This is a genomic window from Ignavibacteriales bacterium, assembly GCA_026390775.1.
Taxonomy (GTDB): domain Bacteria; phylum Bacteroidota; class Ignavibacteria; order Ignavibacteriales; family Melioribacteraceae; genus Fen-1258.
Genome location: JAPLFF010000006.1, coordinates 37,193 through 58,537 on the forward strand (window position 1 = coordinate 37,193; position 21,345 = coordinate 58,537).

Below are 21,345 nucleotides of genomic sequence, written 5' to 3' on the forward strand. Positions count from 1 at the left end.
ATTTTTAAGTTTACTTGATTTATAATTTTTGTTATTACTCGCTTTTAAGCAAGCCCATAGCGCTAAGAAGTCCAAACTGCCTGTAGATATAATTTGATTCACTGGCGATACTGTTATTAGTTGCTTGAATGTAATCTCTGTATGATTGCTGTTGATCAATGTATGTTGCAGAACCAAGTGTGTAAGAATCGCGTTGAATTTCCCAAATTTCTTCAGCGGATTTTAATGCAGCCCTAGAAACCTCTAACTGCAGTTTTGCTGTTTGTAAATCCAGAACGGCATTTTTCAAATCGCTTTTAATTTGTCTTTCCAGTGCATTCAAATCTTCATTAGTATTTTTGTTTGAGACTAAAGCAGATTGAATAGCAAGTTCAGTACTCCATTTGGAAAAAATTGGAAAACTAAATGATAAACCGAAACTGTAAATTTTTCTACTAAACAAATCAGATGGCTGTGTAGCACTGGTGGAAAAATTATAGTTGCCGCTTAAACTTGGAAATAAACCGCCCCTGGCAATAGTTAACTGGTATTCGGAGCTTTCCAATTTTAATTTGGAACTCTGGTAATCATTTCTATTATCTAAAGCAGTTTGAAGAAGTACATCAATATTATCAATATTTTTAACAGACTCAGGTATGTAAGAAGAATCCATTTCAAATATATAATCCTTTAAAATATCTTTAGATAAATAATTTAGAAAAGTAATTTTTGATTTTTCATAATTACTTTTTGCTTGAAGATAAGATAGTTTAGAATTGGAAGTCTGATATTCCTGCGAATACAAATCTACATTTGCTTTCATTCTTAGATCAAACATTTCTTTTACTTTGTTAAGCAGATCTTCGTTGTACTTTACATCTTCCGTTTGGAACTTGAGTATCTTTTCGTTATTCAGAATAGTGATGAAGAGATTTACAGTTTGAAGCACAACATCTTGCCTCAGTTTTTCCAAATCGTATTTAGCTGCTTGAAGATCATTCTTCCTCTGATTAATTGTTGAAATGTTAGCGAGCCCGTCAAAAAGAGTAACGCTACCGCCTAAAGACATGCTGTAACTTCTGGAATCGGTTTCACTGGCTCCAAGAATCTGCGGATTGCCAAAATAATCAAGAACTGTGCTGCCCGAACTGCTTGTCCGCTGCCAGTTCCATCCGCTGCTTAGATTTAAGGATGGTAATAAATTTCCGTATGCGTTTTTCAGAGACGCAACGGAAGCATCCAAACTATTTGTGCTTTTAATAACTGATGTATTTTGATTAAGGGCGATAGTAATAGCACTACTTAAAGTTATTTTTTCTTGACCATTAACGCCTGTTACAAATACAAAAGTGAAACTAATTAAGAAAAATATTTTTACAAATTTCATCAGGTCATCTCAATTTTTTGTGAACTTGTATTGATCAAATTTCTGATCACTAATTTATTTTTGTTAAAAAAAATCATTCGTACCTTAAAGCATCAATAGGATTTAATGCCGATGCTTTTCTTGCAGGATAAAATCCGAAAAATATTCCTATTGCTCCTGCAAATCCGAATGCTATCATTATTATTTGCGGTTTAATATATGCTGATTGACTTGTATAATTATTTAATATATACGCAATTAAAAATGAGAGCAAGACGCCAATTACTCCTCCGGATAAACTTAATACTATTGCTTCAGTTAAAAATTGAACTAATATATCAGAAGCTCTAGCGCCTACAGATAGTCTGATACCGATTTCTCTTGTTCTTTCGGTAACGGAGACAAGCATGATATTCATAATTCCAATTCCGCCAACAACAAGAGAGACGCCTGCTACCGATGCTAAAAGAATTGTTAAGATACGCGATGTTGCAGTTGCAGTTTCAGATAGATCCGATTGATCCTGAATTGTAAAATCATCATCTTCACCCTGAGTCAGTTTATGTGATTCTCTCAGGATACTTTTTAATTCGGCCATAACGGCCGGTATCCTGTCATTAGAAATTGCACTGACTTGTATAGAACCAATGCGCATATGATCACCGGAAAGGCGGTCTCCAACAGTCCTTGAAGGAGCTAAAATAATATCATCGTTGCTTGTTCCAACTGAACTTTGTCCTTTTGATTTAAGAACGCCGATAACTCTAAACGGAACACTCCGGATTCTTATTTGTTGTCCTACCGGATCGTCATTAGGGAATAAATTCTTTACAACATCTGAACCAAGAATGCAAACTTTTGATCTTGCCATTACATCTCTTTCAGTAAAGAACTCACCACTAGCCAATGGCCATGAACGAATTTCGAGATAATCAGGAGAGACACCTTGAATTCTTGTAAACCAATTTCCAACTCCGCCAATTACTTGTCCACCTGAAAAAACTATTGGAGTAACACCTTTAATTAAGGTTGCTTCGTTTTTTATTTTATCAACGTCTTCCCAAGTAAATCTATTGAAAGTTCCTGAGCCTCTATTAACACCACCGCTGTTTGAAGCACCGGGTGTAATAATTATTAAGTTAGAACCAAGCATTGCGATTTGCTCTTCGACTTTTTGCTGTGCACCATCTCCAATAGCAACCATTACTACGACAGCAGCAACACCTATGATAATTCCCAGTGCTGTTAATAAACTTCTCATCCGCGATTTCATGATACTTCTTGTCGCGACTTTTAATATGATTTTTGCTTTCATTTTATTATTCCTTCTATTCTGCTATTTCAGCTTCAGCAATTGCCTTTTTTAATTCTTCTTCAGCGTTAAGTCGGTCTTTAATATTTGTATCTTTTATCACTCTTCCGTCACGCATTTCGATAATTCTTTTTGCAAATGCTGCAAAATCCCTTTCATGTGTAACCATTACAATAGTTATTCCTTCATCATTTAATTTTTGAAAGAGAGTAAATACTTCAACCGATGTTACGCTATCCAAGTTACCGGTGGGTTCATCTGCTAAAATCAATGATGGTTCATTTACTAAAGCTCTTGCAAGTGCTACTCTTTGCTGTTGACCACCTGATAACTGACTTGGTATATGATGCATTCTGTCTGCAAGTCCTACTTTCTTGAGAGCTTCAGTTGCTTGTTTCTGATGATCTTTAACTTTTTCCAAACGATCATACATTAACGGCAGTTCAACATTTTCAAGGGCAGTAGTACGCGGAAGTAAATTAAATCCTTGAAATACAAAACCTATTTTTTGATTTCTTATGTTGGCGTATTCATTCTGTGCAAGTTTACTTGTATTGATTCCATCGAGGAAATAATCTCCTGCTGTTGGCATATCCAGACATCCCAATAAATTCATCAGAGTAGATTTACCTGAACCAGATGCGCCCATAATGGCAACAAATTCTCCCTTGTTGATTGTAATGTTAACAGACTTCAACGCATGGACTTCTATATCGCCGACTTTATATGTCTTAGATAAGTCTACAGTTTTAATTAATATATTTTCCAATATTTTATCTCCTGCTAAAATCCTCTTCCCATACCACCACCACGATTACCGCCTTGTTGAGTTGGGTTGAAAGGATTCGTTGAAGTTGTTGTAGTCGAAGTTTGGTTTTCGATAACACCTGAAATAACTTTCATTCCTTCTTTTAAGTTTCTACTTTTAATAATTTCAGTATTTTTTCCATCCGTTAATCCGGCAAAGATCATACTCATTTGCAATTTATTATTTTCATCATAGTACCATACTCTATTTGCATTACGTCTTCTTGTACCGTTGTTATTGCCAGTCATTGCACTTTGTCCATTACTATTTCCACCTATCGCCCCGGGATTAAATTGTCCTCCTCCAAATGCCTGCATTTTCTTCTTAACACTATCAGGCAGATTTGCCAATTCTTTTTCTCTATTCTTTGTATACTCTGCAGTCATTTCGTCGGTAGGTTGAAATCGTAAAGCAACATTAGGAACTAGAAGTACCTTTTCTCTGAAGTCAACATAAAAATCTACTGTTGCAGTCATTCCAGGTAACAAAAATCTTTCTTTATTATCAGCTTGAACTACCACCACATAATTAACTACGTTGGATACAACATTTGGGTTTAATCTGATCTGAGTAACTTCACCGTCAAATTTTTTGCTTTGTTGTGCTTGAACTGTGAACTGAACCTTTTGCCCAACTTTTATTTGGCCAATATCGCTTTCATCTACGTTGGTTAAAATACGCATAGAGGAAAGATCTTCTGCTATTGTAAATATTGTGGGTGCAGATAAACTTGCTGCGACAGTCTGCCCTTGCTCAACACTTCGGTTGATTATGGTTCCAGAAATAGGAGAATAAATATAAGCGTAGTTCAAATTTAATTTTGCTCTTTCGAGTGAAGTAACTGCAGATTTTTGAGAAGCAAGTAAAACTTGAACGTTTGTCTTTGATGCAATAAAATCCACTTCGTTCATAAATTTCTTTTCGAAGAGTTGTTTATTTCTCTCATGAACAGCAACTGCCTGGTCGTATTGCGCTTTAGCTCTATCAAGACTTGACTGAGCATCCCTTAACGAAGCCGCTAAAACTACTGTATCAATAACTGCTAATAGTTGTCCCTTTCTTACCTGACTGTTAAAATCAACTAATAGTCTATCGATTTTTCCGGAGACTTGTGTTCCTACATCAACAGTTTTGATAGCCTGGATTGTTCCCGAACTACTGATAATAAGGGGTAGATCACCTCTTGTAATTTGGACATAAGAAAATTTTGTTCCCGTTGAATCTCCTCGAAAAAATAAAAAGTAAGCAACTATTAACAAACCAATTATAACTGTGGAAATTATGATTGCCTTTTTTTTCATGATTGTTCTCTAATAATAATGTATGAAATTGTTTTACTTAGTTATCTCTGTTTTGTCTTCTTTCTTCCATTTTCTTTTTTTGTTCATCTAAAATCTTTTTGTATTCAGCTTTTTGTTTTGTATTTAAAATCTTCATGATCTCACTATTTGATTCTTCACGAAGCTTGCTCATTTTGTTTCTGGTTTCTTCATTACGGAAATCTCCGCCGCTCATCAGTTTTGAAAATTGATCTTGTTGTTTGGTTAGTACAGTTTCAACTTTTTTTAATTGATCGCTGTTTAATTTTAATGATTCACCTAATTGTTTTGCTCTTTCGGCCGGACTCATTCGCATTTGTGCACTTGCCATTGTACCAACAAACACAAACAAGATGATGGTTAGCATTAATTTTGACATTTTAACTCCGTTTATTTTATTTAGATATGAAAACATTTTTTGAAATCATTGTCATCAGTTAGACTTAGTGATCTTTACTACGGTTTAATAAAATCAAGGTTTTCAACACCACGCAATTTTTGTATGAAAATCCAACGAATGTTTAATTTTGGACGATAATATCGGCATTATTCATCTTGATATAAAATTTTTTAAGGTTAGGAATTCATTTTTAAGATTTTTTAACATTTGATTTTACTTATAAAATTTGAATAATTATTCGAGTTCATATTTTCATATATTTGTTTCCGCAAAAAAAACTTTCCGGACTAATAAAAATTAACGAGAAAATAGAAACTTAAGCTTCTTCAGTTTTGTAGAAAATCATTAGAAATATAAAAACAGTGAGGATTAAAATTGGATATTACAGCACTAAATGAAAAAATAAGAAAGGAAAGCGAGTTTATTGATGTACTATTCAACGAGATGAGTAAAACTATCGTTGGACAAAAATCAATGCTTGAACGCCTTGTAGTTGGGCTTCTTTCCAACGGGCACGTTTTACTTGAAGGTGTACCCGGTTTAGCTAAAACACTTGCAATCAAGTCGCTTGCCGCATCAATGAAAGCAAAATTCCAGAGGATACAATTTACACCGGATCTTCTTCCCGCAGATTTAATCGGCACATTGATCTATAACCAGAAAGATGGAAACTTTGCAATTAAGAAGGGACCGATCTTTGCAAACTTTATTCTTGCAGATGAAATCAACCGCGCACCTGCTAAAGTTCAAAGTGCACTTCTTGAAGCTATGCAGGAAAGACAAGTAACGATTGGTGAATCAACATTTAAACTGGATGATCCTTTTTTAGTTCTTGCAACTCAGAACCCGATCGAGCAAGAAGGAACTTATCCTTTACCGGAAGCTCAAGTTGATCGTTTTATGCTGAAAGTTAAGATCACTTATCCTTCCCGTGAAGAAGAGCAGAAGATTATGAAATTAAACACTACTTCTGACAATCCAACTATAAATGCTGTAATTAATCCCGCAGATATTATTAAAGCACGTAAACTCGTTCAAGAAATTTATGTAGATGAAAAAATCGAGAAATATATTTTAGATATTGTTTTTGCAACACGCTCACCAAAAGATTTTGGTTTAGATGAATTGACTGATCTTATAAGTTACGGCGGATCGCCAAGAGCATCTATTAATCTTGCTTTAGGCGCGCGCGCTATGGCGTTTATAAAAAGAAGAGGATATGTAATTCCGGAAGATGTCCGTTCGATCTGTTCAGATGTATTGCGTCATCGAATTGCTGTTACTTACGAAGCTGAAGCTGAGGATATTACTTCCGAAACAATTATTTCAAAAATATTAAACAAAATAGAAGTACCGTGATAGCACTCAGCAGTCAGCTATCAGCATTCAGTTTTTTTAAAGTCTTTGCTGACAGCCGACCGCTGAAAGTTGAGAGCTTATGTTAACAAAAGAATTACTAAAACAAGTAAAACAAATTGAGATTCGTACCCGCGGAATTGTGAACGAAGTTTTTTCCGGCGAATACCATTCTGTATTTAAGGGAAGAGGAATGGAATTTTCCGAAGTACGCGAATATAATTTCGGCGATGATATACGAAGCATTGATTGGAACGTTACTGCACGGTTCGGCCATCCGTACATAAAAATATTTGAAGAAGAACGCGAACTTACAGTTATGCTACTTGTTGATATGAGTGGATCGTTAATGTTCGGTTCTGTTGAAAAAACAAAACAGCAAGTTGCAGCTGAGCTAAGTGCTGTTCTTGCTTTTTCTGCTTTGAAGAATAATGATAAAGTTGGATTAATATTATTTACTGATCGAATTGAAAAATTTGTTCCTCCTAGAAAAGGAAAGAGTCACTCACTTAGAATAATTAGAGAAGTTCTTTCGTTCGAGCCGGAAGGAAATCAAACAAATCTCCGCCAAGCACTTGAGTATTTTAATCATACAATAAAAAAGAAAGCGATTGTATTTTTGATCTCGGATTTCATAGACGGCGGTTATGAAAAGATTTTACGTATCGTTGGTAAAAAACATGATTTGATTGGAATAGTACTTTGTGATCAAAGAGAAAAATCTGTATTGGATGCCGGATTGATAAAATTCCGCGATGCAGAAACCGGAGAGATCCGTTTTATTGATACAGGTGATAAGATTATTCGACAATCAGTCATTGATGAAAATAAGCACTGGGCAGAATTCCGCAGACAGCTTTTTCTTTCCAGCAGATTGGATTCGATTGATATTGAAACATCCGGATCATATGTAAAACCTCTTGTTGATTTTTTTAAGCTGAGGGAAAAAAGATGGTAAGAAAATTACGGTCTGCAGTTATAATACTTTTTTTCTCTCTTACAATTCTAAGAGCACAAAATATTTCTGTTAGTGCAAATACCGATACAACCACCTACAAAGTCGGTGACTACATTAAGTATCAAATCGAAATTAAACATGACAAAGTAATTTCGGTTAATATGCCGTCGGTAAAAGACAGCATAAAAGTTCTCGAATACATTCAAACTCTTCCGTCAGAAAAAAATGAAGTTGGTAATCAAGTTATCGAAAGATACAATTTCATTTTTTCGAAATATGATTCCGCCAAAGTTACTATTCCTGCTATTACTTTAGAATATATAATGGGTAGAACCATTACGAAAAAATTGATTAGAACTGATCCTGTTACAATTACTATCCGCACATTGCCGGTTAATGCACAAGAAGATTTCCGCGATGTAAAAGATCCTTTGAGACTTCCGTTGAATTGGTTATTGATCTCAGCGATAGCTGTTTTAATACTTTTGCTAATTGTTCTTCTCTACTATCTATATCAGCGTTACAAAAAGAAGAAAGCATTAAAAGAAAATATTTTGCCGGAAATAAAAATTCCACCACATGAAATTGCTTTAACGCATTTACATGAACTTGAAGAAAAAAAACTTTGGCAGAATGGATTCGTTAAACAATTTCACAGCGAAGTAACTGAAATTGTCCGTCAATACTTTGAAGAGAGATTTAATTTTCGTGCGCTAGAAATGACATCGGCAGAAATTCTGGCTGTATTAAGTTTCATGGAAGAAGGGAAAAAAATTGTACGGACATCGGATAATTTTTTCAGTAATGCCGATCTAGTTAAGTTCGCAAAATTTGAACCGATGCCAAAAGTAAATGATGAAATGATGAATCAAGCATACGAAGTTGTTAATCAAACAATTCCGGCACCGCCGAAAAATGTAAGCGAGGATAAAAATGTTCAGTGATATAACATTTGCTTATCCTATTGTTCTATGGTTTTTACTTCTAATACCGGCAATCGTTTACTGGTACTGGAAAAAACAGAATAAAATTTCTCCCGGTTTTAATTTTTCATCGTTGCAAATATTCAGCCGTGCACCAAAAACATTAAAAGAAAAATTAGCAAACATTCCGGCATGGTTAAGAATATTATCCATTGCTTTTTTCATTATTGCAGCGGCACGTCCTCAAAGTTTTTCCAGCAGAGAAAATATTTATACTGAAGGAATTGATATTGCAATGCTTCTTGATATTTCCGGCAGTATGCTGGCAGAAGATTTCAAACCGAACCGTGTAGAAGCGGCAAAAAAAGTTATTGATGATTTCATTGCCGGAAGAACGAATGATAAAATCGGGTTGGTAATTTTCTCCGGAGAAAGTTTTACACAATGCCCTCTCACAGTTGATTATAATGTTCTTCGCAATTTGCTGAAAGAGATTCACCCCGGGATGATTGAAGACGGAACAGCAATTGGGAATGCAATTGCAAACGGTGTGAATAGGTTGAAAGACAGCAAATCGAAAAGCAAGGTGATGATTCTATTAACCGATGGAGTTAACAACCGCGGAGAAATTGATCCGCTTACCGCAGCGCAAATTGCTCAAAAGTTTGGTATAAGAATTTATGCTGTTGGTGTCGGCTCAACTACTGATGCACCTTACCCGTTTCAAACTCCGTTCGGAATTCGTTATCAAACAATTCCTGTTGAAATAGATGAAAATGTTTTGAATCAAATTGCAAGCATTACCGGCGGAAAATATTTCCGTGCAACTGATAATAGAAAGTTAGTCCAGATCTATGAAGAGATAGACCGTTTAGAAAAAACACGTGCTGAAGTTACATCTTACAGGAATGCAAAAGAATTATTCTACAGTTGGGCTTTTGTTGGTCTATTTTTATTATTGGCTGATGTTGGTTTATCAAGAACATATTTGAGAAGATTACCGTGATCCGTTTTGCAAATAGCGAATACCTTTATTTACTCTGGCTGGTTCCTATCCTTGCCGGATTATTCTGGTTCACTTTAAAAAAACAAAATAATATTCTTGAAAAATTTGCCGGAACGAAACTGAAAGAAGTTTTATTTCCATTAAGAAGTAAACTTAAATCATGGCTAAAATTTGGACTTTCACTTTTTGCAATTCTATTAATAATTGTTGCACTTGCAAATCCTCAAGTAGGAACTAAGATTGAAGAAGTAAAACAGATCGGCATTGAAGTTTATATTTTACTGGATGTTTCAAGAAGTATGGGCGCGGAAGATATAAAACCAAGCAGATTGGAAAAAGCAAAGTTTGAGATCGCAAAATTAATTCAAAAACTTCAGGGCGATAAGATTGGACTAATTATTTTTGCCGGGCAAGCATACGTCCAGTTTCCTTTAACCTCAGATTATGCTGCTGCGAATTTATTTTTGAACGCAGTAGATTTTAATTCTGTTCCACAACCTGGCACTGCAATTGGTCCAGCACTTGACCTTGCTTTGAAATCTTTCCGTTATGATGACAATACAAAAAAGACAATTGTTGTAATTACAGACGGCGAAGATCATGAAGGAAATATTGATGCGGCTCTTGATGAAGCAAAATCCAAAGATGTTAGTATCTATACTATAGGATTTGGTTCCTCTGCCGGAGTTCCTATTCCGATTTATGATGATTCAGGTGTTCAACGCGGATATAAAAAAGATAATCAAGGAAATATTGTTCTTACGAAACTTGACGAAGCAATTTTGAAAACGATCTCAGAAAAAACAAACGGAAAATATTATAGAGGCACCAACACTGAAGATGAGTTAGATGCTATTTATAATGACCTGGCAAAAATTCAGCAATCGGAGTACGGCACAAAAAGAATTACAGAATACGAAGACAGATTTTATTATTTCTTAATTCCGGCAATAATGATTTTGCTCGGTGAGTTTTTTATTTCATCTAATAAATCAAAATGGCTTGCAAAGTTTGAAAAGATTGTTGAGGTTAAACAATGATCAAAAAAACCATATATATAATTTTTATTTTTTCTACCATAACTTTTGCCCAGAGCAAAAGAAGTTTGAATAACGATGGCGTTGATTTTTATTCAAATAAAAAATTTACTGATGCAGAAGTTAAATTCAAAAAAGGTTTGGAAAAAGACCCCGAATTGTTTCAAGGGCATTTTAATCTTGGCGATGCTTATTACAAACAAGGACGTTATGATGAAGCTTTGCAATCATACAAGAATTCTTTACAGTTCACTGATGATAAAACAAACCAGGCAAAAGTTTATCATAACATCGGTAATGCATTAATGAAACAGCAGAAGTATCAGGAGAGTGTAGGAGCTTATGCAAACTCACTCAAAAAAAATCCGGATGATCTTGACACAAAATATAATCTCTCTTATGCGTTGAATATGCTGAAGCAAAATCAACAGCAGCAGAAAAATAAAAACGATAAAGATAAGGACAAGAATAAAGATCAGCAGCAAAAACAGGATCAGAAGAACAATCAAGATAAAAAAGATCAGAACAAGGATAAGCAGCAAAAACAACAACAACAGCAACCGAAGAATCAAATTTCTAAAGAAGATGCACAAAGAATTTTAGAAGCCTTGAAGAATAACGAATCTGATCTGCAGAAAAAACTTCGCAAGGTAAAAGGAAAACCTGTCGTTACAGAAAAAGATTGGTAATTGAAAAGTAAACAGTATTTTGTTTTTAGTAATTAGAATTTAGTATTGAGAAATATGATGTTAAAACGCAGACCGAAAAATATTTTATTTACAGTTATTGTTTTTCTATTGGCGATTTTTATCCAGTCGGCAAGCGCTCAGCAATTTAATGCAACTGTAGATAAAACAACGGTAGGTCAATACGATCGTTTTCAAATCTACTTTACATTTGAAGGCGGTGACGTAAATGGAATTAGTAATTTTCGTCCGCCAGCTCTAACAGGATTGAAAATTCTAAGTGGACCGAACCAATCAAGCAGTATGCAGATCATCAATGGTAAAGTTTCCGGCTCAATTACTTTTTCTTACATAGTACAACCAAACGGAATCGGGGAGTTTACAATTCAATCTGCATCAATAGATTATAGCGGAAAAACATATCATACTCAACCGTTAAAATTAAAAGTTGAAAAGGGAACACCACAGCAGCAAAAAGAAAGCACGGGCGGGTACACGCAGGAAGAACTTGCGAAAAATGTTTTTATTGTAGCCGAAGCAAATAAAACAAGAGCACTTCTTGGCGAGCAGATTACAGTGACTTATAAACTTTATACAAAACTAAATATCTCGTCACCGCAAGTAACAAAACTTCCTTCCTACGAAGGATTTTGGGCAGAAGAAGTTGGTCCGTTACAAAACATTAATTTTGAAATCGGAATGTACAAAGGTGAACGTTACCGTGTTGCTAAAATAAAACAAGTTGCACTTTTTCCTTCAAAGACTGGAACACTTTCTGTTACTCCATTTGAATTGAATGTTCCCGTTATTGTTAAAAAGAAAAAAACGGGAAACGATGTCTTTGATGAATTTTTTAATGATTCCTTTTTCGGCAGGTCTGAAACTGTAGAAGCAAAAACACGTTCCAACACGATCAAAGTTGAAGTTGATCCGTTGCCCCAGAATGCACCGGCTTCTTTTACCGGTTCAGTTGGCGATCTAAATTTTAAAGCGGAAGTAGATAAAAAAGATGTTGTTACAAATGAAAGCATTACACTAAGATTAACTGTAAACGGAAATGGTAATATCAAGCTGATCAAAGTGCCGGATCCGCAATTGCCGTCCGGATTTGAAAAATATGAACCTAAGAATGTTGAGAACATTAACCGTGGTTCAGTTATTTCTGGACAAAAAATTATTGACTATTTGATCGTAGCGCGAACCGCAGGTGAAAAAGAAATTCCTCCAATGGAATTTACTTATTTCAATCCTTCTTCAAGGAAATATGTTACTCTTAAATCTCAACCGTTCAAAATAAATGTAAGGCAGGGAGTTGCCGGCAGTGAAACAGCATCACAAGGATTTTCTCAGAGCGATGTAAAATTACTTAGTGAAGATATTCGTTTCATCAAAACATCAAATTTTAAGCTTGAACCTAAACAAGAGATTTCTCTAATCAAACCTTGGTTCTGGATCTCTTTGATCGTTCCGTTCTTTAGTTTAATCGGCGCTGTAGTATTTAAGAAGAGACAAGATAAACTTTTGGGTAATGTTCAGTTAATGCGTTATCAAAAAGCGGAAAAAGCTGCACGGAAAAGATTAAAGCAATCAAAAGAAGCGCTGGATAAAAACAACATAACTAATTTTTATGCAGAATTATCTTTGGCGTTGTTCGGATATCTTGAAGATAAACTAGGAATTCAAAAAGCAGAATTTACTCTTGAAGGTGCGGTTGAAAAACTTATTCAGAAAAATGTTCCGGAAGATTTGATCACAGAATTAAAACGCATTGCCGGAAAATGTGAATACGCACGCTTTGCACCACAAGGAGAAATATCTGCCGAAGCGATCAGTCTATACAATGAAGCTGTAAAAGTAATTGTTGAAGTTGATTCACGGTTGGAGAGAAAGAGATGATTAGAAAATTATTGATACTGCTTTTTATTTCTGTAAATCTGCTCGCGCAGTCTCCCGATGAATTAATGAAGAATGCAAATAAATTTTATCAAGAGGGACAATTTGAACAGGCAGTTCTAATTTACCAAAAAATTCTAAGTCAGGGTTTTGAAAGCGATGCCGTCTATTATAATCTTGGTAATGCATATTTCAAAAGCGGAAAATTAGGTTACGCAATTTACAGTTATGAAAAAGGTTTGAAGCTTGAACCGAATGATGAAGACCTTTCTTACAATTTAAGAATTGCACGAGCACGCACGTTTGATAAAATTACGGAACTGCCGAAGTTATTTATCATAGCGTGGTGGGAAGGATTAGTTACTTCTCTAAGTTTATCGGCATTGTCATTTATTGTGATATTATTTTTTTGGTTATTATTAATCAGCATAGCAGTTTATTACTTTTCACGTAATTCAAATTTTCAGAGGATTTCTTTTCTCAGCAGTTCAATTTCGCTTGCTGTATTAATTGTCATTGTTGTTCTTTTGTTTGCGCGAGTGAATAGAGAAGCAGCAACCAATTACGGAATATTATTACAGCAAACTTATTCTGTAAAAGTATCTCCCGATGTAAAGGGAAGCGATGCATTTGTGATTCACGAAGGAATAAAGTTTAGCATTGAAGATCATGTTAATGATTGGGTGAAAATCCGCTTGGTTGACGGAAAGATCGGCTGGATCCCAAAAAGTGTTATGGGACAAATATAAATTTTGAATAATACTCAGGCAAAAAAATACTCCAACACAAAACTTATTTTTGGAATAACAGAAGCAGTTCTTTCATTTGTGCTTCTTCTTCTCTTTGTTATCCTTAATTTCAGTTTGCAGTTGGAAATTTATATCAGAAATTTTATTTCAAGTGATTATTTAACACTCCTAATTTTTGTTTTAGCCCTAAGTCTAATTTCTCTGATTCTTTTCGCACCGTTTAATTTTTATACCGGTTATTATCTTGAACACAAATACAATCTCTCGAATCAAACTTTTTGGAAATGGATTATTGAAGGATTGAAAGGGAGTCTTGTAGGTGCTGTAATTGGAATTCCTCTCCTATTTCTTTTCTACTTTACCTTGAAAAGTTTTGGAATTAACTGGTGGCTTCCTTTTGGTGCATTGATGTTCATAGTTTCGGTTCTGCTCGCTCAAATTGTCCCGATTATAATTCTCCCGATTTTTTATAAAATCACACCGATAGAGAATGAATCATTGAGAGAAAGAATTGTAAATCTCAGTAAAGATGCGGGATTGAATGTTCAAAATGTTTACAAGTTCAACATGAGTAAAAATACTAAAAAGGCAAACGCAGCTTTTACTGGATTGGGTAAGACAAAACGAATTCTTCTTGGAGACACACTTTTAGATAATTACACTGAAGATGAAATTGAAACTGTAATTGCACACGAACTTGGACACTACAAAAGAAAGCATATCATAAAAAATATTTTTATTGGAACGGTATTCAGCTTTCTAACTTTTTTTCTGATTGCTCAACTTCACCGATTATCATTAGACTGGTTTGGATTTTCAGAAATTACACAGATAGCTTCACTCCCGCTTTTGTTTTTGTGGGGTGCAATTATTGGTTTAGTTCAAACACCTATTTCAAATTATATATCACGAAAATTTGAATATGAAGCTGATAACTATGCTGTAATTTCAACGAATAAGAAAGAAGCATTTATACAAACGCTTGAAAAACTTACAGAACAAAATCTTGGCGACCGCGAACCGCATCCTTTTGTTGAGTGGTTTTTCTACAGTCATCCTTCAATTAAGAATCGAACGAACAATTTAGGCGCATTAAATTAATCGTAACGGAACATTCTTCACTTCCACATCAGTGAAATAATTTTTATAATTACATTAGAATATTAATAAACTAAGCAGTACTGATGAGGATTAACCCCGCAAAGTTATTTATTGTCTTTTTATTTATCATAACTATTACAAGTTGTTCTTTTGATAAAAATCCGCCAACAACTCCTAATATTGTTTTAAATACTGTCCCAAATACTCCAGCACCCGGTAATGGTTCTTTGAATCAATTTTTATTTGTTACATTAAAATGGCAATGTGATAATGCTGTTGAGTATGATGTTTACATAGGAGAAACAAATCCACCGTTGATAAAATATACAACTACTACAAACAAATTTTATGATACCCCTCTTCTAAAATACAACGTACAATATTATTGGAGAGTAATTGCAAAATTAAATGACGGATCAAGCAGTGCCGGACCGGTCTGGAACTTTACAACATCACCTTCGCCGACTTCCGGAAACGGCTATGCATTATTGCTGAATAAAATTGAAACGAGCGTTCCTCATAATGTTAAAACAATATTTCAAGTTGTTGATCTTGCTGGAACAGGAGTAGACACATTAAATCTTTCCAACTTTGAAATCTTTGAAGATTTTTTGCCTTTATCAAAAACTGAAACCGAACTAAGCATTGTTAATCATCCAACTATAACAAATCAGATACGCACCGTATTAATGCTTGATAACAGCACAAGTATTCAGAGCGATATTGATAAGATCAGAACATCAGCTAAAACAATTGTTAACGGTATAAGACCAAATCAAGAGATTGCAGTTTTTGAATTTTCTGACAGAGTTTATCTCTTACAGGATTTTACAAACAATGTTGCTTCTCTTCTTAATGCTATTGATAATAACTTTACTCTGGGAGTTAAGAGTACGGATTTCTATGGAGCGGTTGAATACGGCACCTCACTTTGGAAAGATGAATTATCAATTACCAAGATACTTCAGGGTTGTATGGTAATAATAACAGATGGAAACGATACTCAAGGATCATCGTCTTTGGCAAATGCGATGCATGCTGTTAATAACAAACTTGTTTTTACAATCGGATTAGGAAGTGAAATTCAACCGGAAATTCTAAATGCTATAGGAACAGCCGGAAGTTTTAGAATCGGCCAAGAAAATGAAATAACAAAACAGTTTGCCAGCATGGAACAATTATTAATTAAATCGGCAAATAGTTTTTATGATTTATCATACAAAAGCCCAAAGCGGGGAAGTGACAATCATACTTTACAAATTAGAATTATTGATAATCAATTTACCGGCGACCGGTCTAGTATCTTAACAACATTCAGCAGTTCAAATTTTTATTAATTTTATGTAGAATATTTTTTAGGGAAACATTTTTTATGTCTGTTACAAAAAAAGAAGTTGAACACATCGCAGAATTAGCACGGCTCAAATTTAAGGAAGAAGAGTTGGAAAGTTTTACACATCAACTTAATGAGATCTTAAGTTATGTAGATAAATTGAACGAGCTGAATACTGAAAATGTTGAACCGCTTTCACATTCTATAGAAAATATAAATGTATTCCGTAATGATGAACTGAAAAAATCTATTTCTACTGAAGATGCATTAAAGAATGCGCCGGATAAAACCGACGAATTTTTCAAAGTGCCAAAAGTTATCAATCAATAATAGCATACTTAATGATTATAGGAATTATACCAGCCCGATTTGCATCATCACGACTAATGGGAAAACCGCTTGCCGATATCGGCGGCAAACCGATGATCCAGCACACTTATAACAACGCCAGAAAATCTAAGTTACTAGATAAAGTTGTTATTGCAGTTGATGATGAAAAAGTATTTCAAGTTGTAACAGAATTTGGTGCGGAAGTTTACATGACTCCTAAAAATTGCACCAGCGGATCAGACCGCATTGCAATTGTAACAGAAAAAATTCCGGAGGCTTCTATAATTGTAAACATTCAAGGTGATGAACCATTCATAAAAGGTAAAATGATTGATGAGGCAATTGAACCTCTCTTGTTTGATAGGAAAGTAAATGTTGCAACGCTTGCACGAAGGATTTCTAATGTTGAAGATATGAAATCACCCTCGGTCGTTAAAGTTGTTTTCGATTATAATAACATGGCATTATATTTTTCGCGGTCTCCAATTCCTTTTGTGAGAGAAGCAAAAACAAATCTTGCAAGAATACAAACAGCAGAAATTTATAAACATATTGGTTTGTATGTTTACCGACGTGATGCTTTATTAAAATTTACTCAACTTAAACCGACTGATCTGGAACAGATAGAAAAATTAGAGCAATTAAGATTTCTGGAACATGGATTCAAAATGAAAATTGTTGTTACCGATTATGACAGTTTATCTGTAGATACACAAAAAGATCTTGAATTAGCAAGACGATTTTATGATAAGCATTCGAAAACATCCGGAAAAACCAAATAAGAGAAGAATTGATTGATTGTCTTTTCGAGAGATCAATGTTATTTTGAGATGTGAATCATTTACAATTGGAATTTAGGCAGGAGAATCTTGATGGATAGTAAAATCAGAGTTTTAGTTGCAAAAGCCGGATTAGACGGACATGATAGAGGAGCCAAAGTTGTTGCAGCGGCATTACGCGATGCCGGAATGGAAGTGATCTATACAGGACTGCGCCAAACTCCGGAAATGATTGTTGAAGCCGCTATTCAAGAAGATGTAGATGCTATTGGAATAAGTATTCTTTCCGGCGCTCATATGACTCTCTTTCCCAAAATTTTGAATTTGATGAAAGAGAAAGAAGTAAATGATATTCTTCTTTTCGGCGGTGGAATAATTCCCGCAGAAGATTTGAAGAAATTAAAAGAATTGGGTGTTGGAGAATTATTCACACCCGGAACTTCAACTCAAGAAATAATTAAATATTTAAAAGTGTGGGCAGAAAAACACCCGCGGAATTAATTTATTAGGAAATATTAATGTCTTCAGGTTCTAAACAACGAATAATTTTTTTGGATCTAATGCGTGCGCTTGCCGTTCTTATGATGATACAAGGACATACGATTGATACTTTTCTTGGCGATCAATACAGAACATTCGATTCCAATATTTATGATATTTGGTTTACTCTCCGTGGTTTTACAGCTCCGATATTCATGTTTGTTTCGGGTGTTACATTTACGTATTTATTGCGCTCTCAGTCTCTACCTTTTTTTGAAAACCCACGCGTAAACAAGGGCGTTCACCGTTTTATTATCTTACTCGTAATCGGTTATCTTCTGCGTTTTCCAACTCCCCGTATGTTTGATTTTAGCGAAGTAAATCATGGTCAATGGCTTACATTTTTTACAGTTGATGCTTTACATCTGATCGCATTTGGAATTTTAATTATACTCTTCTTGAGTTATATCGCTGAAAAATATAAACGTAGCGACTATTTAATATTTTCGCTTGGCGCTGTTTTCTTTTTCTTCATGTTTCCGTTAACAGAAAAAATTAATTGGGCAAATTTTTTACCGATTCCGTTTGCAGCATATTTATATCAAGGAACCGGCTCTTACTTCCCTTTATTTCCCTGGGCAGGTTATGTAATTAGCGGCGCTTTACTTGGAAGTTATCTCGCAAAAAATCCACTTTCATTTTCTTCAAAAAAATTTAGTTATAAATTATTTTTCTTCGGTGTTGTTTCTTTTGCTGTATGTTATTCAATTCATTCGCTTGAAGATTTTCTTTACGGTGAAAAAACTTTTTGGACAGATAACACTGCACTCATCTTTTATCGTTTGGGATTTATTTTAATGCTGAATAGTTTAATGTCATTTATTTCATTACGGTTAAAACAAATTCCAGGTATAATAACAAAAATTGGAAAGAACACATTGTTGCTTTACGTTATACATGTTGTTGTTCTTTACGGTAGCGCATGGATTCCAGGTTTTGGAATGTTTTATTCTAAAACTTTGAACATTCCACTTTCAATTCTTGCTGCAATATTGTTAATTGTTTTTATGTTTTGGTTTGTATCTTTGTTTGAACGAATGAAGAATTATCGCAGAAGGAAAATTGTTGCGGTTGAGATTTAAGGGAGAATTGAGTGAAGCGAAAATCGGAGAACTTAAATCCAGTTATTAATGAAGAAGAGAAAAAGATAGAGCTAACACTTCGTCCAAAATCCTTCAATGAATTTACCGGCCAATCTAAAATTACAGATAATTTAAAAGTTTTTATTGGCGCTGCAAGAATACGTGGTGAGGCACTTGATCATGTTCTTCTTACCGGTCCACCCGGATTAGGCAAAACTACACTTGCTCATATTATTGCAAATGAACTTGGTGTTAAAATAAAAGTTTCATCCGGACCCGTTCTTGAAAAGCCGGGCGATCTTGCCGGCATTCTAACAAATCTTGAAGAAAAGTCTGTTTTGTTTATTGATGAAATCCACAGACTTAGTCCTGTTGTTGAAGAATATCTTTACTCAGCAATGGAAGATTATAAACTTGATATAATGATTGACAGCGGTCCCAACGCCAGGACAGTTCAGATTAAACTTCCACATTACACTTTAATTGGTGCAACAACTCGTGCCGGATTATTGACAGCTCCGTTAAGAGACCGTTTTGGAATTAAATCCCGTCTCGATTATTATGAAGGAGATTTGATCAGCAAAATAATTCACCGTTCTGCAGAAATTCTTAAAATTAAAATTGATAGTGATGCTGCAGACGAATTAGCAAAACGATCTCGGGGAACACCTAGAATTGCAAATCGTCTTTTACGCCGCACACGCGACTTTGCGGATGTTGATAACAAAAAGGTAATTGATCTTTCTTTAACCAAGAAAGCATTGAATGCGTTAGAAGTTGATGAGTACGGTTTGGATGAAATGGATAAGGAAATAATTCTAACAATTATTGAAAAATTTAGCGGCGGTCCCGTTGGTTTGAATACTGTTTCGGTTGCCGTAAATGAAGATCCCGGAACAATCGAAGAAGTTTATGAACCGTTTTTAATTCAGCAAGGATTTATTAAACGTACACCTCGCGGAAGAGAAGCGACAGATCTCGCATATATAAGGTTCAATAAAAAACGCGGAATACAAAAAGAGCAAGAAAATCTTTTTGAATAAATTAAATCGGTTTAATCATGGTAAAAGTTAACAAAATAAAAATTGGTGATAATTCTCCGCTGGTTTTAATTGCCGGACCGTGCGTAATTGAGAACGAAAAAATTACTTTGAAAACAGCAGAAGAAATAAAGAAGATCACAAGTGATTTGAATATTCCGTTTATTTTCAAATCGAGTTATAAGAAAGCAAATCGAACAAGTATCAAATCATTTTCCGGAATTCATTTTGATATAGCATTAAAAATTCTTGAAAAAGTTAAAAAAGAATTTTCCGTTCCGATCCTTACCGATGTTCACTCCGAACAAGAAATTGAATCTGTGGCTAATGTAGCAGATGTATTGCAAATCCCTGCATTCCTTTGCAGACAGACAGATTTATTGATTGCTGCAGCAAGAACCGGAAAAGTTATTAATGTGAAGAAAGGTCAATTCCTTGCACCGCAAGATATGAAGTACGTTATCGAAAAGATTGAATCAGCTAAGAATAAAAAAATTCTTCTTACGGAACGCGGCTCAACTTTTGGTTATCATAACCTTGTAGTTGATATGCGCTCATTGGTAATTATGAAAGATCTTGGTTACCCGGTAATAATGGATGCAACGCACGCAGTTCAACTTCCAAGTAATTCAAATGTTTCAGGAGGTGAATCAAAATTTATTCCTTCGTTAGCAAAAGCTGCCGTCGCTGTTGGAATTGATGGATTGTTCCTTGAAGTTCACCTCGATCCTTCCAAAGCGCTTAGCGATGCCGCAAGTCAATTCCCGATTGAACGGTTACGAAAATTATTAATACTGATTAAAAAGATTGATGAATTAGTTAAGAATGAAAAGTGAAATATTAACTAAGATGAAGGAGATCAAGATTTTCCTTTTTGATCTCGAAGGCGTTCTTCTAAATGACAATACAATTCCGGATAAATTATTTGATTTACTCTCGGCAAAAATTAAAGAGTTTAATCGGTACGGATTGAAATTTGGGATTATAACCGCCAGAGAAGAAGATGATCTGATTAATAAGCTAAAGTCAATTGAAAATTGTAACGTTATTTCTTCTTCGCTCGATAAAGTTTCATCTGCTGATAATTTTTTAACTACAAGTTCGGTTGATTACAAAAATGTTTTTTATATGGGCGATGATCTTTTAGATATTCCGTTAATAAAAAAATGCAGATTAACTTCTACTCCTATTAACGGAAGGAGAGAAGTGAAACGAATAGTTGACTTCGTTTCAAAATCAAAAGATCCGGAAAATATATTAAATGAAATTCTTAGTTTAATAAAGAAGTCAATGGAAATAGTAGCGTGTTGAATTAGGTCGCCATTTTACATGATTAAAAAGTGAGCAA

Annotated in this window: 22 protein-coding genes; 17 read left to right on the top strand and 5 right to left on the bottom strand. The window is 34.6% G+C overall.

Annotated elements, in window-relative coordinates; genetic code table 11:
• Positions 1-34 precede the first annotated feature (34 nt).
• The 5 genes from NTZ27_04955 to NTZ27_04975 form a co-directional block, all read right to left on the bottom strand.
• Positions 35-1,366, bottom strand: coding sequence for a TolC family protein (locus NTZ27_04955; GenBank protein ID MCX6174084.1), 1,332 nt, complete (start codon positions 1,364-1,366; stop codon positions 35-37).
• Between the two features lie 73 nt (positions 1,367-1,439).
• On the bottom strand, positions 1,440-2,660 hold the full coding sequence (locus tag NTZ27_04960; protein MCX6174085.1) for an ABC transporter permease: 1,221 nt from the start codon (positions 2,658-2,660) through the stop codon (positions 1,440-1,442).
• Between the two features lie 13 nt (positions 2,661-2,673).
• Positions 2,674-3,426 (bottom strand): ABC transporter ATP-binding protein, encoded by a 753-nt coding sequence (locus tag NTZ27_04965; GenBank protein MCX6174086.1) that lies wholly within the window; start codon positions 3,424-3,426, stop codon positions 2,674-2,676.
• Positions 3,427-3,440: 14 nt separating this feature from the next.
• The gene (locus NTZ27_04970) at positions 3,441-4,766 is read right to left on the bottom strand and encodes an efflux RND transporter periplasmic adaptor subunit (protein ID MCX6174087.1); all 1,326 of its coding nucleotides are present in this window, start codon (positions 4,764-4,766) and stop codon (positions 3,441-3,443) included.
• Positions 4,767-4,803: 37 nt separating this feature from the next.
• A complete protein-coding gene (locus tag NTZ27_04975) occupies positions 4,804-5,163 on the bottom strand; it encodes a hypothetical protein (GenBank protein MCX6174088.1) in 360 nt (119 codons plus the stop codon).
• A gap of 396 nt (positions 5,164-5,559) precedes the next feature.
• On the opposite strand from NTZ27_04975, the gene NTZ27_04980 reads away from it, so the two are divergent.
• The 17 genes from NTZ27_04980 (at position 5,560) to NTZ27_05060 (ending at position 21,308) form a co-directional block, all read left to right on the top strand.
• Entirely contained in the window at positions 5,560-6,543 is a 984-nt protein-coding gene (locus NTZ27_04980) for a MoxR family ATPase (GenBank protein MCX6174089.1), read from the top strand.
• A 79-nt stretch (positions 6,544-6,622) separates the two neighbouring features.
• Positions 6,623-7,498, top strand: a complete 876-nt coding sequence (locus NTZ27_04985) for a DUF58 domain-containing protein (GenBank protein ID MCX6174090.1) — start codon at positions 6,623-6,625, stop codon at positions 7,496-7,498.
• A complete protein-coding gene (locus NTZ27_04990) occupies positions 7,492-8,442 on the top strand; it encodes a hypothetical protein (GenBank protein ID MCX6174091.1) in 951 nt (316 codons plus the stop codon). Before NTZ27_04985 ends, NTZ27_04990 begins: the two co-directional genes overlap by 7 nt.
• Positions 8,432-9,427 carry a VWA domain-containing protein gene (locus NTZ27_04995; GenBank protein MCX6174092.1) on the top strand — a complete coding sequence of 332 codons (996 nt, stop codon included), beginning with the start codon at positions 8,432-8,434 and terminating at the stop codon, positions 9,425-9,427. The genes NTZ27_04990 and NTZ27_04995 overlap by 11 nt, the downstream gene beginning before the upstream one ends.
• Positions 9,424-10,467, top strand: a complete 1,044-nt coding sequence (locus NTZ27_05000; protein MCX6174093.1) for a VWA domain-containing protein — start codon at positions 9,424-9,426, stop codon at positions 10,465-10,467. The genes NTZ27_04995 and NTZ27_05000 overlap by 4 nt, the downstream gene beginning before the upstream one ends.
• A complete protein-coding gene (locus NTZ27_05005) occupies positions 10,464-11,153 on the top strand; it encodes a tetratricopeptide repeat protein (GenBank protein ID MCX6174094.1) in 690 nt (229 codons plus the stop codon). Before NTZ27_05000 ends, NTZ27_05005 begins: the two co-directional genes overlap by 4 nt.
• Before the next feature lie 57 nt (positions 11,154-11,210).
• Positions 11,211-13,046, top strand: a complete 1,836-nt coding sequence (locus NTZ27_05010) for a BatD family protein (GenBank protein MCX6174095.1) — start codon at positions 11,211-11,213, stop codon at positions 13,044-13,046.
• Positions 13,043-13,792, top strand: a complete 750-nt coding sequence (locus NTZ27_05015; protein MCX6174096.1) for a tetratricopeptide repeat protein — start codon at positions 13,043-13,045, stop codon at positions 13,790-13,792. Before NTZ27_05010 ends, NTZ27_05015 begins: the two co-directional genes overlap by 4 nt.
• A gap of 3 nt (positions 13,793-13,795) precedes the next feature.
• Positions 13,796-14,893: a M48 family metallopeptidase gene (locus tag NTZ27_05020; GenBank protein ID MCX6174097.1), complete on the top strand. Its 1,098-nt coding sequence runs from the start codon at positions 13,796-13,798 to the stop codon at positions 14,891-14,893.
• 83 nt (positions 14,894-14,976) lie between these two features.
• Positions 14,977-16,230 carry a VWA domain-containing protein gene (locus NTZ27_05025; GenBank protein MCX6174098.1) on the top strand — a complete coding sequence of 418 codons (1,254 nt, stop codon included), beginning with the start codon at positions 14,977-14,979 and terminating at the stop codon, positions 16,228-16,230.
• A gap of 35 nt (positions 16,231-16,265) precedes the next feature.
• Positions 16,266-16,556, top strand: coding sequence for an Asp-tRNA(Asn)/Glu-tRNA(Gln) amidotransferase subunit GatC (gatC, locus tag NTZ27_05030; GenBank protein ID MCX6174099.1), 291 nt, complete (start codon positions 16,266-16,268; stop codon positions 16,554-16,556).
• Between the two features lie 11 nt (positions 16,557-16,567).
• Positions 16,568-17,338 carry a 3-deoxy-manno-octulosonate cytidylyltransferase gene (gene kdsB, locus NTZ27_05035; GenBank protein MCX6174100.1) on the top strand — a complete coding sequence of 257 codons (771 nt, stop codon included), beginning with the start codon at positions 16,568-16,570 and terminating at the stop codon, positions 17,336-17,338.
• 90 nt (positions 17,339-17,428) lie between these two features.
• Positions 17,429-17,836: a cobalamin B12-binding domain-containing protein gene (locus NTZ27_05040; protein MCX6174101.1), complete on the top strand. Its 408-nt coding sequence runs from the start codon at positions 17,429-17,431 to the stop codon at positions 17,834-17,836.
• Between the two features lie 17 nt (positions 17,837-17,853).
• Entirely contained in the window at positions 17,854-18,957 is a 1,104-nt protein-coding gene (locus tag NTZ27_05045) for a heparan-alpha-glucosaminide N-acetyltransferase domain-containing protein (GenBank protein MCX6174102.1), read from the top strand.
• A gap of 11 nt (positions 18,958-18,968) precedes the next feature.
• Entirely contained in the window at positions 18,969-20,000 is a 1,032-nt protein-coding gene (gene ruvB / locus NTZ27_05050) for a Holliday junction branch migration DNA helicase RuvB (protein ID MCX6174103.1), read from the top strand.
• 17 nt (positions 20,001-20,017) lie between these two features.
• Positions 20,018-20,833: a 3-deoxy-8-phosphooctulonate synthase gene (gene kdsA / locus NTZ27_05055; protein ID MCX6174104.1), complete on the top strand. Its 816-nt coding sequence runs from the start codon at positions 20,018-20,020 to the stop codon at positions 20,831-20,833.
• Complete coding sequence (locus tag NTZ27_05060) at positions 20,823-21,308, top strand: HAD hydrolase family protein (GenBank protein ID MCX6174105.1); 486 nt, start codon at positions 20,823-20,825, stop codon at positions 21,306-21,308. Before kdsA ends, NTZ27_05060 begins: the two co-directional genes overlap by 11 nt.
• The last annotated feature ends 37 nt before the right edge of the window (positions 21,309-21,345 follow it).